15 protein-coding genes (1 of these 15 cut by a window edge) are annotated in these 15,266 nt (G+C 69.4%); 7 read left to right on the forward strand and 8 right to left on the reverse strand.

The features are described 5' to 3' along the window. Both VAPA_RS24230 and VAPA_RS24235 read left to right on the forward strand, forming a co-directional pair. Positions 1-113, forward strand: the end of a protein-coding gene (locus VAPA_RS24230) for an ATP-binding cassette domain-containing protein (RefSeq protein WP_021012642.1). 1,795 nt of this gene lie to the left of the window's left edge; the window shows 113 of its 1,908 coding nt (coding positions 1,796-1,908); its start codon lies off the left edge, out of view; the stop codon is at positions 111-113. A gap of 93 nt (positions 114-206) precedes the next feature. Next, complete coding sequence (locus tag VAPA_RS24235) at positions 207-1,946, forward strand: phospholipase D family protein (RefSeq protein ID WP_021012643.1); 1,740 nt, start codon at positions 207-209, stop codon at positions 1,944-1,946. Between the two features lie 9 nt (positions 1,947-1,955). Here the strand turns inward: VAPA_RS24235 and VAPA_RS24240 are convergent, their stop codons facing one another. The 4 genes from VAPA_RS24240 to VAPA_RS24255 form a co-directional block, all read right to left on the reverse strand. After that, positions 1,956-2,864 (reverse strand): copper chaperone PCu(A)C, encoded by a 909-nt coding sequence (locus VAPA_RS24240; protein WP_021012644.1) that lies wholly within the window; start codon positions 2,862-2,864, stop codon positions 1,956-1,958. 36 nt (positions 2,865-2,900) lie between these two features. Next, positions 2,901-5,189 (reverse strand): TonB-dependent receptor, encoded by a 2,289-nt coding sequence (locus tag VAPA_RS24245; protein ID WP_041946597.1) that lies wholly within the window; start codon positions 5,187-5,189, stop codon positions 2,901-2,903. 116 nt (positions 5,190-5,305) lie between these two features. Beyond that, complete coding sequence (locus tag VAPA_RS24250) at positions 5,306-5,677, reverse strand: DUF2946 family protein (RefSeq protein WP_021012646.1); 372 nt, start codon at positions 5,675-5,677, stop codon at positions 5,306-5,308. Positions 5,678-5,688: 11 nt separating this feature from the next. After that, a complete protein-coding gene (locus tag VAPA_RS24255) occupies positions 5,689-6,828 on the reverse strand; it encodes a TraB/GumN family protein (RefSeq protein WP_230558925.1) in 1,140 nt (379 codons plus the stop codon). A gap of 108 nt (positions 6,829-6,936) precedes the next feature. On the opposite strand from VAPA_RS24255, the gene VAPA_RS24260 reads away from it, so the two are divergent. Continuing rightward, positions 6,937-7,350: a VOC family protein gene (locus VAPA_RS24260; protein WP_021012648.1), complete on the forward strand. Its 414-nt coding sequence runs from the start codon at positions 6,937-6,939 to the stop codon at positions 7,348-7,350. Further along, complete coding sequence (locus VAPA_RS24265) at positions 7,347-8,558, forward strand: toxin-antitoxin system YwqK family antitoxin (protein WP_021012649.1); 1,212 nt, start codon at positions 7,347-7,349, stop codon at positions 8,556-8,558. Before VAPA_RS24260 ends, VAPA_RS24265 begins: the two co-directional genes overlap by 4 nt. A gap of 28 nt (positions 8,559-8,586) precedes the next feature. Here VAPA_RS24265 and VAPA_RS24270 read toward each other — a convergent pair whose 3' ends face one another. The 3 genes from VAPA_RS24270 to VAPA_RS24280 are packed head-to-tail and all read right to left on the reverse strand — an operon-like array spanning position 8,587 to position 11,573. Next, entirely contained in the window at positions 8,587-9,561 is a 975-nt protein-coding gene (locus VAPA_RS24270; RefSeq protein WP_021012650.1) for a Bug family tripartite tricarboxylate transporter substrate binding protein, read from the reverse strand. Positions 9,562-9,564: 3 nt separating this feature from the next. Further along, positions 9,565-9,795: a hypothetical protein gene (locus tag VAPA_RS24275; RefSeq protein WP_021012651.1), complete on the reverse strand. Its 231-nt coding sequence runs from the start codon at positions 9,793-9,795 to the stop codon at positions 9,565-9,567. Further along, entirely contained in the window at positions 9,792-11,573 is a 1,782-nt protein-coding gene (locus tag VAPA_RS24280; RefSeq protein WP_021012652.1) for an FAD-dependent monooxygenase, read from the reverse strand. Before VAPA_RS24280 ends, VAPA_RS24275 begins: the two co-directional genes overlap by 4 nt. An 82-nt stretch (positions 11,574-11,655) precedes the next feature. Between VAPA_RS24280 and VAPA_RS35550 the strand changes: the two genes are divergently transcribed. Then, the gene (locus VAPA_RS35550; RefSeq protein ID WP_021012653.1) at positions 11,656-12,435 is read left to right on the forward strand and encodes a helix-turn-helix transcriptional regulator; all 780 of its coding nucleotides are present in this window, start codon (positions 11,656-11,658) and stop codon (positions 12,433-12,435) included. Here the strand turns inward: VAPA_RS35550 and VAPA_RS24290 are convergent, their stop codons facing one another. Beyond that, entirely contained in the window at positions 12,436-13,509 is a 1,074-nt protein-coding gene (locus VAPA_RS24290; RefSeq protein ID WP_021012654.1) for a fumarylacetoacetate hydrolase family protein, read from the reverse strand. It lies immediately after the preceding gene. Between the two features lie 134 nt (positions 13,510-13,643). Between VAPA_RS24290 and VAPA_RS24295 the strand changes: the two genes are divergently transcribed. Next, on the forward strand, positions 13,644-14,855 hold the full coding sequence (locus tag VAPA_RS24295) for a DUF3108 domain-containing protein (protein ID WP_021012655.1): 1,212 nt from the start codon (positions 13,644-13,646) through the stop codon (positions 14,853-14,855). A 120-nt stretch (positions 14,856-14,975) separates the two neighbouring features. Beyond that, positions 14,976-15,254 carry a BTH_I0359 family protein gene (locus tag VAPA_RS24300; protein WP_021012656.1) on the forward strand — a complete coding sequence of 93 codons (279 nt, stop codon included), beginning with the start codon at positions 14,976-14,978 and terminating at the stop codon, positions 15,252-15,254. Positions 15,255-15,266 lie beyond the last annotated feature (12 nt).

Consider the following 15,266-nt stretch of genomic DNA (forward strand, 5'->3'; position numbering starts at 1 on the left):
TCTACGCCACCGACGCTTCGCGCGCGGCCGAACTGAGCCAGCGCCACGCCCAGATCGACGACGAACTGCTGGCGGCCCTGGAACGCCAGGAGGAGTTGTCCGCCGCGCGCTAGTTCATTGGTTCTACGCCGGACTGTCCCGCCGTCCCACGCCGGGGCAGCGCCGACTGGGCTATATATGCGGCTTCCAAGTTCCGGGAACGCCGCATGTCTTCCATCTACGCGCTCTTTGGCCGATCCATTGCGCTTCTCGCCCTCGTTCTGCAGGGCGCTTGCGCACAACTGCCTCAGCATGTCGACCGCCCGGTATCGACCGCACTCTCCTCACCCAACGGCACCGCGCTGGAGGCCTTGGTCCAGCAGCGGCGCAAAGCCGATGCGGCGCGGTTCGAATCAGGCTTCCTGCTGCTCGCGGGGCCTCCCGCCGCCTACGGCAGCCGGCTCGCGCTGATCGAGGGCGCCCAGAAAACGCTCGACCTGCAGTACTACGCCATCCATGCCGATGCCAGCACCGGCCGGCTGGTGCGGGGAATCCGGGCGGCGGCCGGGCGCGGCGTGCGCGTGCGGATCCTGCTCGACGACCTCCACAGCACCGGGCGCGATGCGCTGGTGCTGGGCCTGGCGTTCGTGCCCAACATCGAGATGCGCCTGTTCAACCCGCTCGCCGGCGCGCGCGGGTCTTCGTTCGCGCGCGCCCTCAATTCGATCGGCGATGCCTCGCGGATCCAGCAGCGGATGCACAACAAGCTCTTTCTCGCCGACAACGTGCTCGGCGTCACCGGCGGACGCAACCTGGGCGATGCCTATTTCGGCAATGCGCTGAAGGGCAACTTCATTGACTTGGACATCCTGGCGGCCGGGCCGATCGTGCAGGATCTGTCGCGCAGCTTCGACAGCTATTGGAACAACGAACGCGCCTATCCCGTCCAGTCGCTGGTCAAGCGCAGCGAGCTGGAGGCCATCCGCGAACGCGCGCAACAGGCCGACCGGGAGCTGGCCGACGAATCGGCCCGGGCGCAAAACTCACCACCGCCGGCAACGCCCGCAGGAGAACCCACGCTCGGCGCAGCCCCCACGCCAGCGCAGCTCGCCCGCGCCTGGGACGAGAAACCGCTGGACCTGCAAACCGCCCGATTCGTCTGGGCACCCGCAGTGATGCTCGCCGACCAACCCGGAAAGATCCCGGCCGACAAGGGCGTCGAGAAGACGAGGGCGCCGGGCCTGGTGGTGAGCCAGCCTGGGGACTCCGCCAGATCGTCGCGGCGCGCGGCGTCGCTCGAAGCCAGCTCCGACGTCGCCGCGGGCAGCGACACGGTCGTCGAAGGCCTGTTGCAGCTGATCGGACAGGCGCGCAGCGACCTGCTCATCATCTCGCCCTACTTCGTGCCCGGCCCGGACATGAAGCAAGCCTTTGCGGCGGCTCGCAGCCGGGGAGTGCGCATCCGGGTGCTGACCAACTCGCTGTCGTCGAACGACGCGCCGGTGGCGCATGTCGGCTACTCTCGCCATCGCGAGGATCTGCTCAAGATCGGCGTCGAGCTTTACGAGTTGCGCAGCGAGCAGGCCAGCGTCAGCAACGCCTTCGGCTCGTCGGGCAGCGACGGCAGCCTCGGCGAATCGCGCTCGATGCTGCACTCGAAGGTGCTGGTGATGGACGGCCAGTTGCTGGTGGTCGGCTCGATGAACCTCGACCTGCGCTCGCAGCTGCAGAACACCGAGATCGCCCTCCTCGTGCGAAGCGCCGAGCTCTCCCGCGCGGCATCCGCTCAGATCGAGCGCGGCATGCGCGAGGGCTCATGGCGCGTCGAGCTGAACGGCGGTTCGCTGGTCTGGCGAGCGCCCGAAGGCAGCGGGCTGAAGGACATGTCCACCGAGCCCGACGCCAGCCTGACCCTGCGCCTGCTGCTCAGGCTGTTCGGCCCGCTGGCACCGGACCAGTTGCTGTAGGGCGCGGCGTCAGTGCTTGTGCTGATGGGCCGGCGCGGCCGCTTCGGCGCCTGCCGGCGCACCCACCGGCAGGTTCAGGTCGAGCGAGGTCTTCTGGCCCTTGGCATCCTCGAACCGGAGCGTCATGGGCACGGCCGAGCCCTTGGCCAGCGCCTGCTTCAGGTCCATCATCATCACGTGGTAGCCGCCCGGCTTGAGCTCCACGGTCTGTCCGGCGGGCAGGTCGAGGCCTCCCGTCAGCTCGCGCATCTTCATGGTGTCGCCTTCCATCTTCATCTCGTGCACCTCGGCCACGCCGGCGGCCGGCGTCGAGATGCCGACCAGCCTGGCGCCGGTGGGCGCGGTGAGCTTCATGAAGGCCCCGGTGCCGCTCTGGCCCGGCACCGACTGGCGCACCCAGCCATCCCGCACGTCGACCGTGGCCACGCCCTGCGCCACCACATCGAGCTTGGCCGCAGGGGTCTTGAGCCCCGCGGTCGAGTTGCCCGACGCCGGCACTTCCGCCCAGTCGACGCTGCCCACGTCGCAGGTCTGCAGCACCTTGAACCACAGCGGTCCGGGCGTGCCGGGCACCTTGCCGCGCAGCACGAATTCGGCGCGCTCATTGGCGGGCAGCGCCGTTTGCGGGCTTTCGGCGGTCCAGCGCACTTCGCCGTCGCCGGCGTTCTTCTGCACGTCGAGCTTCCAGCCCTTGCGCGCCTGCGCGTCGCTCAGGAGGAAACCCTTGGGCAGGCGGACGGCCAGGCCGGTGGTGGCCTTGGCGCCTTCGCAGGCGTGGCCGACGCGGAAGGCCGCGTTGTAGTCGCTGCCGACGGTGGCGCCGCCCCGCGGCAGGGTGACATGGGCGAACGCGGCGGCCGTGCCCGCCAGCAGGGCGCATGCGGCGGCGGTCTTGAGGGTGGTGCGTGGATGGTTCATTGCTGGAACTCCTTGAAGAATGCAGGGTGAAAAGGATCAGAGGTCGAACTTGAGTTCGGCCACGTAGGTGCGTTGCGGATAGGGATGGAAGGCCCAGTACTTGTTGTTGTTCAGGTTGTCGATGCCCACGGCGGCGCTCCATTGCCGGTCGATCCGGTAGCGGATGCGCGCGTCGACCACGAAGAACTTCGAAAAGCCCATGTAGGTCGCGCCATTGCCGTCACTGTTGTCGAGCGTGCCGTATTGCCGCCCGCTGTAGCGTGCGCCGACGGTGTAGCTCCATCTCGCATCGGGCCGGTAGGTGGCGAGCAGCGTGGCGCGCACCTTCGGCACACGCGGCTGTTCGTGGCCGACGCTGGAGGGAAAACCGCCGTTGGCCGCGATCTTCGAGCGCGTCAGCGTGAGGCTGCCGCTCAGGTCCAGCCCTTTCACGCCCACATCGACCGCGTTCAGCGCCATCTCCAGCCCGCGGGTGCGGATGGCATCGACGTTCTGCACCGTGCTCACGAGATTGGTGAGGGCCTGGCTGTAGAGCGCGTCCCTGGTGTTCTCGAAGAAGAGCGTGGTGCGCAGCACGCCGTCGAGCCCCCAGCCTTTGAGGTCGTGCTCGGCGCTGAGTTCCGTGGTCCACGAGCGCTCCGGGCGCAGGTTCGGATTGGTGTTGACGATGCGATTGCCGTCGATCGAGCCCTGGTAGAGCTCGCTCACGGTCGGCATGCGCACCGCGCGGCCGGTCGACGCCCTGAACAGCCAGTCCGGCGTGGCCTGCCAGGCGAGGGCGGCCTTGGGGGAGTCGTAGCTGTTCCTGCGCGGCGCGAAGTCGAGCAGCTTCGTCGCATTGCCGAGCTGGCCGCCGTAGGCCTCCCATCGTTCGTGGCGCAGGCCGAGCGTGGTCTTCCAGTCCTTGGCGAAGCGCCAGGTGTCCTGCACGTAGAGCGACTGCAATCGCGTGTTGCCGTTGAAGGCGGAGAACGGCGTCACGGCCGGCCCGGCGATCCAGTCGAGCGTGTTGCCGACCTGGGTGCGCAGGCGCGCCGTGTCCTGCTGGAAGCCGAAGTCGACCACGTGCGCGCCCACGCCCTCGGCCGAACCGGTGGGCCGCCATGTTCCGGCGGCCTTGAAGGTGTGCCAGCCCGAGCCGCCCATGTCGGTGGTGCGACCCGGTCCGCCATTGAAGGCGCCGGGCAAGGGCGTGGTCGGCGTGCGCGAGGTGTCGCGCGCATGGTCGAACAGGCTTGCGGCGACCTCCCAGTCGAACACGCCTCCGGCATGGCTCTTCACCGAAAGGCCATGCATGTCGTGCGTGAGCGCGGTCTCGGTCGGTGCCAGGGCGGCGCTCGGCGCATCGAGGTTGTAGCTTCGCCCGCCGATGTTCACGCGCCCCGAATACACCGGCCGGCCGAAGGCATCGCGCAGGTAGGTGTCGACACTGCCGTGCGTGGTGTTGTTCCAGGCGCCGAGCGTGTAGGTGGCGCGCACCGTGGGCGAGAAGTCGTAGGCCACCTTGAGCTTGACCTGCTCCTGCGTGGTATCGTAGATCGTCGAGCCGCCCACCAGCCACCATGGCTGGTTCGACGGGTTCAGCCCAAGCACCGCGCCGGTCACGGGCGTGCCAGCGCTGCCGACCGTGCCCGCGCTCACCAGCCGGTTGCCGAACACCAGCGCCTGCCCCTTGCTGTGGGTGCGCGAGGCGCTGAGCCACCACGACCAACCACCGCTGCGGCTCCCCAGCGAGAGATCGAGTTGCTGGCCCGCAGGCGAGGAGTGGCTGTTGTACAGGCCGAAGTTCGAGGCGAAGCCGCTGAGCTTGACATGCGCTTCGAGCTTCGTGGGCATGCGCGTCACGTAGTCGACCACGGCGCCAGCCGAGTTGCCCGGGTAGGCGGCCGAGAACGGCCCGTACAGCACGTCGACGCGCTCGATTTCTTCGGGCGACACCATGCCCCAGCGCGGCGCATAGGTGGCGCCGTTGCCCAGCGGGTTCGACAGCATGATGCCGTCGGCGTACACCATCGAGCGCGCGCTGTTGCCCGTGCCCGAGGCGCGCGTGGCGAGCACCGCGTGGTTGAAATCGCCGATATAGCGCTTGCGCACCACCAGGCTGGGCAGGTACTTGAGCGCGTCTTCGCTGTCGGTTGCGTTGACGGTTTCAGCGATCTGCTCGTGCGTCGCGCCCTCGATGGTGGTCGGGATCTGGGTCGGCAGCGAGGTTGGCCGGCCGTCGCTGACAGTGACGGTGCTCAGGGTGCGCGCACTGCTGCCGCCGCCTCCGGACGGATCAGGCGCGCCCTGCGCCCACGCGGGCGCGCCAAGGGGGAATGCCATGGCGATCGCCACGGCGCGGGAATGCTTTTTCACTGGGAACCTGCTCCACGAACTTCAAGCCGGACAGGCCGCATGCACCCGTCGATCGAGCGCATGCAGCGACGGTTTTGACAGCTTCAGGAGAAGGCGGGAGGCCCGCGCGCCGGCAGCGGCGCGGCGGTGGCCGCGGCAAGGCGCGCGGCGGGAATGGACTGGACCACGCGGCCCAGCGGCAGGGGAAGGTCGAAAGCGGCAGCGGACGGCGACGGCGGCGGTGCGCCGGTCAGCGCGCACAGCGGGCAGTCCAGGTGCGAGGCGCCCATCTCCTGCACGCCGTCCCCGGTGTGGACCACCGCCTTGATCGAACCGGCGCTCGAGCACACCAGTTCGACGGCCTGCGGATGCACGATCGGCGAGGCCACCGCCACGCCGAGCGAGAGCGCAAACCACAGCAGCACCCACCGGCCGACGAGGCCGAGGAAGCGGGGGTGGTTTCGCAGCAGGTGCATGGCGCTGGCGATTATCGGCGCTGTTTGCTCTTTGGTGCCGGGGCGCGTCGTGCGGACTTGGCGGTGCCCGTGCTCCGGGTGCCGGAAGCCTTGGCGCCGCGATTGTTCCTGGCTCCTTGTGCGCCTCGGGCGGTCGCCTTCGGCGGCGGCGCCGTCGGCACCGCAACGGGCGGCTGCGCCACCAGCGGCACCGCGGCCACCTTGAAGCCGCGCGCCGCCAGCAGTGCCGGCAGACCCTGCGGGCCGACCATGTGCAGCGCGCCCACGGCGGCGAACACGCGCTGGCCGCTCGCGTGCATGCGCTCGATGCCGTCCGCCAGGCCGGGGTTGCGGTCGTCCAGCAGGCGCTTCATCAGCCGCTGCTCGGCGGGCGTGTTGAGGCAGTTGCACCACTCGGGGTAGCGGGCGAGCTTGTCCGCATCGCCACGCGCCCAGATATCGGCCAGCTCCTTCATCTGCGCGCGCAGCTGGCCCGATTCCAGCTCGTCCAGCGCCGCGTCGATCTGCTCCGCCTCTTCGGCCTCGGAGTCGCCGGTCAGCATCTTCAATTGCGCGGCGGCGCTTTCGAGGGCGAACACCGGCTTGCTGTTGTTCCGCGCGGAGACGGCCAGGGCCTCGTCGGCGCCGAACTCCGGGTACAGGCCGTCGGCGCGCGCCACCAGCCCCGCCAGCGACATGACCTGCAGGATGGGCTGCAGCCCCGCGGTGGTGCCGGGCGGCACGCAGGCGGCCTCGTTCTGGCGGGCCAGCCGCCGAGCGCGCTCGCCGCTGAGAAGCCGCGCCACCACGGCCGGATCCGCCTGCTGCGTCATGGGCTGCATCGCGACCGGGTCGCGCACGTCGAGCTCCAGCGCGAGCGCATCGCTTTGCTCCAGCGCCTTCTGCACGGTGGGCCCGGGCCGCACCCACTCGGCGCGCCCGAGATGAATGGTTCCATAGAGCCAGGCGGTCCGCCCGTCCCGGTCGGCGCGCCACAGCAGCCCGCGGTCGGCCGCATTCCACTGGCCGACTGCCGAGCCCGGCTTTCCGAGGCTGGCAATGGCGGACGGCGGGCAGGCGCCTTGCGCCGCCAGCGCGAGAACGCAACAGGCGCCGGCCAGCGCGAGGCGCGGCAGGCGCGAAAGCAAGGACGCACGCGTGCGCGTCTTCAAATGGGTGTCGCGCCTCGGCGCAACCAGGATCCGGAGTATCCGCAAGGCTTGCTCCACGATGAAAGAAAGTCCGGCATTCTCACAGCACCGCTGCCCATAATCCGGAACATGCAGAGCATCTTCCATCTTGCCTTTCACGTCCGCGATCTCGACGCGGCCCGCCGCTTCTATGGCAACGTCCTTGGCTGCGCCGAAGGCCGCAGCACGGACACATGGGTGGATTTCGACTTTTTCGGCCATCAGATCTCGCTGCACCTGGGCGAACCCTTCGCCACCACCCGCACCGGCCGCGTCGGCGACGCGATGGTGCCGATGCCGCACTTCGGCATCGTGCTCGCACTGCCTGACTGGCAAGCGCTTGCGAAGCGGCTGAAGGCCGCCGACATCGAGTTCGTGCTCGAGCCGCAGGTGCGCTTCGAAGGCCAGCCGGGCGAGCAGTGGACCATGTTCTTCTGCGACCCGTTCGGCAATCCGATCGAGGTCAAGGGCTTTCGTTCCCTGGCAGCGCTCTACGACAAATGAGCCCCCCGCCCCGAGCCGCCCCCAGCCGGCTCGCAGCCTCTGCGGGCCCCGGTGCAACTGCGCTCCGGATCGCGGCCGCCGCACTCTGGCTCTTTGCGGCGGGCGCCGCCCACGCGGTCCTCGATTGCGAGCTCGACGGCCACAAGGTCAACCCGTCCGACGGCAGCAGCACCGCGGGCAAGACGGGGCTGATGCGCTGCAAGGAGCGCGAAACCGGCGAGCTCCAGCGCGAGCAGCAGATTCAGAACGGCGTCTTCATGGGCCTGGCGCGCTTCTATGAAAAGGGCAAGCTGGCCAGGGAGCACACCCTCAACGCCAAGGGCAACATCCACGGCCTCGCCCGCGAGTTCGCAGCCAACGGGCAGGTCGTGCGCGAGGCGGTCTACGACGACGGACAGGAGCACGGCCTGGTGCGCAGCTTCTACCCGAGCGGCCAGCTGCGCCGCGCCACCTTCTATCCGGCGGTCGGAACCGACCGCGCCTTCGTCGAGTTCACGGAGCGCGGGCAGATGTCGGCACTGCGCTGCGCCGAAGCACCCATGCTGGCACCGGCAGCCGACGACGCCCGGCTGTGCGGATTCGCCGGCGGGCCGTCGCAGGTCGAGCTGTTCGATGCGGGTGGCATCCTGCGCTCGCGGGTTTCGTACCTGGCGGGCAAGCGGGTGCGCTCGCAGAACTTCTACGACAACGGCAAGCCTTCCGTGCAGGACGAGATCGTCGGCCGCCAGCGCACCGAGCGCCAGTTTTCATCCGAAGGCGTGAAGCGCCGCGAAACGGTGTGGCTGCTGCTCGAACGCAGCGCCGTGCGGCAACGCGAGCAGGAGTTCTCCGAAAAGGGAACGCTGATCCGTGACCAGCGATGGAATCCGGCGGGCGAACCGATCGGCGACGACAGCTACCACCTCAATGGCCGGCCTCGCAGCAAGTCCGTCTACCGGGGAGCCGGCGATGCGCGCACGGTCGAGATCACGGAGTTCTACGACAGCGGCCAGCGCGCCGCGCACGGCCGCTACCTCGTGGCGGGCCGCGGGCGCCAGGTGCCGGTGGGCACGCACCGGCGCTTCAGCGAAAAGGGCATCCTGCTGGCTGAATCGAGCTTCGATGCCAAGGGCCGCGTGACGCGCGAGCGCAGCTGGGACGAGGACGGCGAACTGCAGCACGACGAGCACGTCCTCGAAGACGGCTCGCGCAAGGCCTACACGCAGTAGAGGGAGCCCGCCGCCCGGGCAGCTGGACTCAGTCCAGCTTGATGCCGGCCTGCTTGATGATCGGGCCCCAGCGCTTCGACTCGGCGCGCGACAGCGCCGCGAACTGCGCCGGCGTGCCCGGCATCGCTTCCATGCCGAAATCGTCGAAACGCTTCTGCACGGCCGGCGTGCCGAACGCGCGGTTCAGGTCGCCGTTGAGCTTGGCAACCACCGCGGGCGGCAATCCGGCCGGGCCGAGAATGCCCTGGAACGCGAACACCTCGGTGTTGGGTACGCCCACTTCGGCCAGCGTCGGCACATTGGGCAGCGCCTTGCTGCGCGCGCCCGAGCCGATGGCCAGCACGCGCACCTTGTTGCCCTGCATGATCGGCAGGCCCGACGCCAGGTCGAGGAACATGCACGGCACCTGGCCGCCCATGACGTCGGCCATGGCGGGCGCCGCGCCGCGGTAGGGAATGTGGGTGATGAAGGTGCCGGTACGCGCCTTGAACATTTCCATGGCCAGGTGGTGCGGCGACCCATTGCCCGGCGAGGCGTAGTTGACCTTGCCCGGATTGGCCTTCACGTAGGCCAGGAACTCCTTGAAATTCTTGGCCGGGAAATCGGGGTGCACCACCAGCGCGAGCGGGAACTTGCCGATGGCGCCGATGTAGGTGAAGTCCTTTTCCGGATTGAACGGCAACTTGCCGAACAGGTGCTCGTTGAAGGCCAGCACGGCGTTGTCCGCCGAGAGAATGGTGTAGCCGTCGGGCTTGCTCTTGGCGACGAGGTCGGCGCCGATGTTGGTCGAGGCGCCAGGGCGGTTGTCGACCACGATCTGCTGGCCCAGGGTCTGGCGCATGGCTTCGGCCAGCACGCGTGCGATCACGTCGGTGCCGCCGCCGGCCGGATAGGGCACCACCCACTTGATGAGTTGTGCGGGATAGTCCTGTGCGCGGGCAAAGGGCGCGGCGGCCACGGCGGCACCGGAGGCGAGCGTGGCGAGAAGGGTGCGGCGATCCATGGATCAGTCTCCTGTTTGTAGCGATTCGATTGCGGACAGCGATGGTACGGGCAGCGCGCACAGTGCGTCGGCCAGCGCGGCGCGGCAGCGCGCCTCGTCGCCGACCTGCTCGAACAGCAGCAGCGCAAGGCGGGCGAGAAACAGCGATTCGCGCTCGGCGCCCGCCTCGGTAATGGCGCGCGCGCACTCTGCGTAGAGCCGGTCGCGCGCGCCGGATGGAAGCGATGTGGTCATGCGGAGATCTCCGTGGAAGCAGCGCGAGCCAGGGCGCCCGCCAGCGCGCCGCGGGGCATGCGCTGCCAGCGCGCGGCCACATGGCCGTCGGGGCGCAGCAGGTAGACGGCACCGCCGCGCGCGCCCAACGCCTCGAACACGGCAGGGCCGGCCTGCGCGTCGGCAGCTTCGATGCCCGGACTTGCAATGGTGCGAACCGCGAACGGCAGCGCGCCGCGAAGCGCCTCTGCCACCTCGTCCTCCGGCAACGGCACGGCATCGGCGCCCGGCTGCAGCACCAGCAGCGTGAAGACCGGGCCGATCCAGTCGGTCAGGTGGCCTTGCTCGAGCTGCTGCTCGGCCATGACCTCGCCGGGCAATGGCCCCGCAGGCAGCGCATCGCCTTCGCTCGACAGCGCCGAATCCGCGTAGCGCACGGCCTGCGTCTGGCGCGGGTTGATCAGCTGCGCGATGCCGCGGTGCACTTGCGACAGCGAGAGCGCAGCCTCGCGCAGCAGATCGAAGCCACGCGACGGCGGCGACATGAACTCGGTGCTGCGCATGGCGTTCTCGGCGTTGACGTGAAAGGCCGCGATGCGCTCCTGCGAATACGAATCGAGCAGCGACGCATCCGAAAGCCCGCGCGCCACGAAGGCCAGCTTCCAGGCCAGGTTGTCCGCATCGTCGAAACCCGAATTGAGGCCGCGCACGCCGAAGATCGGCATCGCATGCGCCGCATTGCCCGCGAACAGCACGCGGCCATGCCGGTAGCTGTCGAGCGTCATCGCCCCCGCGCGGTAGACCGAGGTCCAGACCGTCTTCCACGGCAGGTGGCCTTCGCCGATCGCGTCCAGGTGGCGCTGCACGAATTCGGCCACGGCCGCCGGCTTCAGCGCTTCCTCGGTGCTCTGGCCCGCGCGCAGCTGGTAGTCGATGCGCCAGATGTCGTCGGGCTGGCGGTGCATCAGCACGGTCGAACCCGGGTTCCACGGCGGGTCGAACCACGCGCGGCGCTCGGTCGGGTGCTTGCTGTGCAGCTCGATGTCGATGATCACGTAGCGGCCTTCGTAGCCCGTGCCCTCGAGCGCGAGCCCCAGCGCCTTGCGCACGAAGCTCTGGCCGCCGTCGCAGGCGGCGAGCCATCGGCCGCGCAGCCGGTAGGCGCCCTCGGGGTTGCGCACGTCCAGCGTCACGCCCTCTTCGTCCTGCGCGAGGCCGGTGAGTTCGGTGGCCCAGCGGATGTCGATGCGCCCCGGCGCCGCCTCGTTGCGGCGGAGGATTTCCTCGAGCAGGTATTGCTCGATGTAGTACTGCTCGAGGTTGATCATCGGCGGCAGCTTCTGCCGCTCGTCGTGCGGCATCTCGAAGCGGAACACCTCGGCCGTCTTGTAGAAGCTGCGCCCGCCGGTCCACGGCAGGCCCTTGGCCATGAAGGCCGGCAGCACATTCAGCCGCTCCATGATCTCCAGGCTGCGGCGCGAGATGCAGGCCGCGCGGCTGCCCACGCACACCGTGTCGTCGGCTTCGAGGATCACGCAGCGCACGCCCTGGTTTGCGAGCCCCAGCGCGAGCGCCATGCCGACGGGCCCGCCGCCCGCGATCACCACGGGATGGCGGCCGGGCTCCATGCCGTCGTGCGCGAGCGCGGGCGTGCGTGCCTGGTAGCGCGTGTAGTGAAAGGCGCCGACGGAGGGCGGCAGCTCGGTGGCGCTGGCCGGTGGCGGCACGGGGCCGCTGGCGGCATCGGCGGCCCGTGTGCCGGGCGGCGGCGCGGCGGCCGCAACGGAGGGGTTCGTCATGCAGCGGGATTGTCCCGATGTGCGGTGCCGGCCATTGTCATAACTTCGTACGAAGTAATTACCCTGCCCTTCTACTTCCCTCATGAGACGCTGGCGCATTCAGCCCGCTGCGGACACCGCGCTGTCCGCAGCCCTCGTCGGCGACGTGCTCGCAGGCATCGGCACGCCGCACCTGGCGGCCAGTTGCCTCGCGGCCATGCACCGCGTGATGCCCGTGACCTTCTGCACCGTGTTCGCGGTCGACGCCACCGGCCGCATCGAGGCGGTGTCGGCCGCCAGCAGCTACGGCACCACGGCCGAACGCACGGCCGAGCGCTATGTGGCGCAGCGCTTCGACCTGCTCGATCCCAACATGACCTGGCTGGCGGCGCGCAAGCTGCCCCGGCGCGCGCAGCTCTGGCTGGGACACCAGCGCGCCGACGAGGTGGCCGACCCCGCCTATCGGGCGGCCTGCTACGGCGACGTGGGCATCCGCGAACGGGCGTCGGTGCTGCTCCTGACGCCCGCCGGCCAGCGCGTGGCGGTGAGCTTCTACCGAAGCCTGGCGCAGCCCGAATTCGACGCCGGCGACTTCGCGGCCATCGAGCGCCACGCCACGCTGCTGGCCGACGCCACCCTGGCCCACGGCCGCAGCGCCATGGCCGCCCGGGAAGCGGTGGCGCCCACCCTCGCCTCGCGCCTTCTGACCTTGAGCCTGCGCGAGCGCGAAGTCATCGGCCAGCTGATGGCCGGCCGCACGGCCAAGGAAGCGGCGCGCGAAATCGGCATCGAACTGACGACGGTGCGCACCCACCAGTACCGGGCGTTCCGGCGGCTGGGCATACGCAGCCAGAAGGAGCTGCTGCGCGCCGCGCCGCGTTAGTTAGTCTTCGGCGCCGTTGTCGTCGTCCTGCGGGTTCACCAGCGACACCGGCGCCACCTTCGGCCGCCCTGCCGCCGACACGATCTCCTGGTCGATCGCGCCGAACAGCGAGCGACCGTCCAGCCCCTTCATCTCGATGCGGATGGTGTCGCCGAACTTCATGAATTCGGTCACCGGCTCGCCGCCCTGGATGGTCTCGATGCAGCGCTTCTCGGCAATGCACGAATAGCCCTTGGGCCAGTCCATCTGGCCGTTCCTTTCCACGCCCTGGTTGCTCACGGTGCCGCTGCCGACGATGCTGCCGGCGCGCACGTTGCGCGTCTTGGCGATGTGGGCGATGAGCTGGCCGAAGTGAAAGGTCATCTCGGGCCCGGCGTCGCACATGCCGACCTTGCGGCCGTTCCAGCTGCTTTGCAGCGTGAGGTGCACGCGGCCGTCCTGCCAGGCTTCGCCGATCTCGTCGAGCGTCACGGCCACGGGGCTGAAGGCGGTGGCCGGCTTGCTCTGGAAGAAGCCGAAGCCCTTGGCCAGCTCGGCCGGGATCAGGTTGCGCAGGCTCACGTCGTTGGCCAGCATCACCAGGCGGATGCCGTCGAGCGCCTGGTCGGGCGTGGCGCCCATCCTCACGTCGCCGGTGATCACCGCGATCTCGGCTTCGAAGTCGATGCCCATGGCTTCGCTGGGCACGACCACGTCGTCGACCGGGCCGAGGAAGTCGTCGCTGCCGCCCTGGTACATCAGCGGGTCGGTGTAGAAGCTCTCGGGCACCTCGGCATTGCGCGCCTTGCGCACCAGCTCGACGTGGTTCAGGTAGGCCGAGCCGTCGGCCCACTGGTAGGCGCGCGGCAGCGGCGCCATGCACTGGGCAGGGTCGAAGGGGAAGGAATGGCGCGCGCGGCCGGTGTTGACGGCGTCGTACAGGTCCTGCAGCTGCGGGCTCATGAAGCCCCAGTCGTCCAGCACCTGCTGCAGCCGGCTGGCGATGCCGGTGGCGTAATGGGCGAGCGTGAGGTCGCGCGAGACGACGACGAGCTGGCCGTCGCGCGAGCCGTCCTTCAGGGTGGCGAGTTTCATGATGGCAAATGCGTGATGAAGGACACGGCGCGAACACGAGAGCCGGCGCCGCGCCCACTAAACTGGTTGAACGGGCGGCAGTGTACCGAGGTGCTCCTTGTGAACCTCGGCGCTGGTGCTCACTCCACCACCTCATGCCGACGCTCGTCGCCTCCCAGTTGCCGTCCTCTGCCGTCCCGCCAGGGCGCCCGTCGTGGCGCGCGCTGGCCGGGCTGACGCTGGCGGTGGCGCTGGTCCACGTGCTGCTGCTGGGGCTCGCGCCCACGGCCATCGGGCCCGACCCATCGCCGCTCGCGAACAAGTTCATCACCCGCACCATCGTGATCGCGCCGCCGGCCGCGGAAAAGCCGGCCGCGCCTGCCGCCGCGCCGCCCGTTGCCGAGGCCAAGCCGCCGCCGCCCGCAAAACCGCGCCGGCCGCGCGAGCCGTCCAGGCCCAAGCCGGTGGCGCCACCCGAGCCGGTGCCACAACCCCAGGTTTCGGAGCAGCCGGCAACGGAAACGCCTGACCTCACAGCGCAGAATGCTATTGATTCAGGAGCACCCGCTCCCGAGCAGGCGGCCAGCGCCCCGGCAGGCGCTGTGCTGGGCGGGGCGGGCAGCACGGCCAACACCGGCGTCGGAAACGGGGCGCCCGGCGAGGCCGCGGGCGCCGCCAGCGCCACGGCGGGCAACGTCGTCGGACCCGAAGCGCTGCGCATCCCCGGTTCGGTCAAGCTCGCCTTCGCGGTCACGGGCCAGCAGGGCGCCTCGCCGATGCAGGGCGTTTTCGGCGACCTGGTCTGGCTGCAGGACGGCAGCAGCTACGACGCCCGGCTGTCGCTGAAATTCCTGTTCCGGACCATCCGCAGCCAGCACAGCACCGGCCGGATCGGCTCCACCGGCATCGAGCCGGCGCGCTTTTCGGAAAGCCGCAAGGGCGAGGTCGCCTCGCACTTCCTGCGCGACCAGGGGCAGATCATGTTCAGCAACAACGCGCCCAGCGTTCCCCTGCTGCCCGGCGCGCAGGACCGGCTCAGCGTGGTGATGCAGCTCGGCGGCATGCTGGCGGGCGACCCGGGCCGCTATCCGGCGGGCAGCCGCATTTCCATCCAGACGGCAGGGCCGCGCGATGCGGGCGTCTGGGTGTTCAACATCGAAGGCGAGGAGCAGATGAGCGTGCCGGCGGGCGATTACGCGGTGCGCAAGCTCACGCGCAGCCCGCGGCGCGAGTTCGACGACAAGATCGAAATCTGGCTCGCGCCGGCGCTGGGGTACCTACCGGTACGGATGAAACAGACACAGCCCAACGGCGATTTCGCCGACATGCAGCTGCGCGAATCCCTTCCCGCGGGGCCGTCCAGCTGATAGTACAAAACAAGTAAAGAAACACCGTTGTGACCGCAATGCGACAACCCTTCTTGAAACTGGCGCGTTGATTGCTATCTAACCTCCATGAACGCCATCGACATCCTCACAGGCCCCGCAATGAACATGCTCTATGACTCGGAGTCCTTCGTCGTCGTGCACGTGCAGCCGAACGAAAGCGACGCCCCGGCCCAACCCAACGTCCCGGTGCTGGAACGCCACGGCTTCGAGATCGTCGACAAGCGCTCGGGCAAGGAGGTCTACCTCGACGGTTCCTGGGCCGAACTGTTCCAGCAGCAGATTGCCGCCTGGCAGCTCAACACGCCCACGCAGGAAGAGGTCGAGGACACGCTCGAGGGCTATGCCGAGCTGGCCCACACGCCGGTGCTGGTGCACTGAGCCCCGGCTCGC

Origin of the sequence: Variovorax paradoxus B4 (genome assembly GCF_000463015.1) — a bacterium.
GTDB lineage: Bacteria > Pseudomonadota > Gammaproteobacteria > Burkholderiales > Burkholderiaceae_C > Variovorax > Variovorax paradoxus_E.

Bases quoted from the DNA above. Each gene is read 5' to 3' on its own strand.
- VAPA_RS24235 (WP_021012643.1), top strand. From the start codon at position 207: ATGTCTTCCATCTACGCGCTCTTTGGCCGATCCATTGCGCTTCTCGCC.
- VAPA_RS24240 (WP_021012644.1), bottom strand. From the start codon at position 2,864: ATGAACCATCCACGCACCACCCTCAAGACCGCCGCCGCATGCGCCCTG.
- VAPA_RS24245 (WP_041946597.1), bottom strand. From the start codon at position 5,189: ATGGCATTCCCCCTTGGCGCGCCCGCGTGGGCGCAGGGCGCGCCTGAT.
- VAPA_RS24250 (WP_021012646.1), bottom strand. From the start codon at position 5,677: ATGCACCTGCTGCGAAACCACCCCCGCTTCCTCGGCCTCGTCGGCCGG.
- VAPA_RS24260 (WP_021012648.1), top strand. From the start codon at position 6,937: ATGCAGAGCATCTTCCATCTTGCCTTTCACGTCCGCGATCTCGACGCG.
- VAPA_RS24265 (WP_021012649.1), top strand. From the start codon at position 7,347: ATGAGCCCCCCGCCCCGAGCCGCCCCCAGCCGGCTCGCAGCCTCTGCG.
- VAPA_RS24270 (WP_021012650.1), bottom strand. From the start codon at position 9,561: ATGGATCGCCGCACCCTTCTCGCCACGCTCGCCTCCGGTGCCGCCGTG.
- VAPA_RS24275 (WP_021012651.1), bottom strand. From the start codon at position 9,795: ATGACCACATCGCTTCCATCCGGCGCGCGCGACCGGCTCTACGCAGAG.
- VAPA_RS24280 (WP_021012652.1), bottom strand. From the start codon at position 11,573: ATGACGAACCCCTCCGTTGCGGCCGCCGCGCCGCCGCCCGGCACACGG.
- VAPA_RS35550 (WP_021012653.1), top strand. From the start codon at position 11,656: ATGAGACGCTGGCGCATTCAGCCCGCTGCGGACACCGCGCTGTCCGCA.
- VAPA_RS24290 (WP_021012654.1), bottom strand. From the start codon at position 13,509: ATGAAACTCGCCACCCTGAAGGACGGCTCGCGCGACGGCCAGCTCGTC.
- VAPA_RS24295 (WP_021012655.1), top strand. From the start codon at position 13,644: ATGCCGACGCTCGTCGCCTCCCAGTTGCCGTCCTCTGCCGTCCCGCCA.
- VAPA_RS24300 (WP_021012656.1), top strand. From the start codon at position 14,976: ATGAACATGCTCTATGACTCGGAGTCCTTCGTCGTCGTGCACGTGCAG.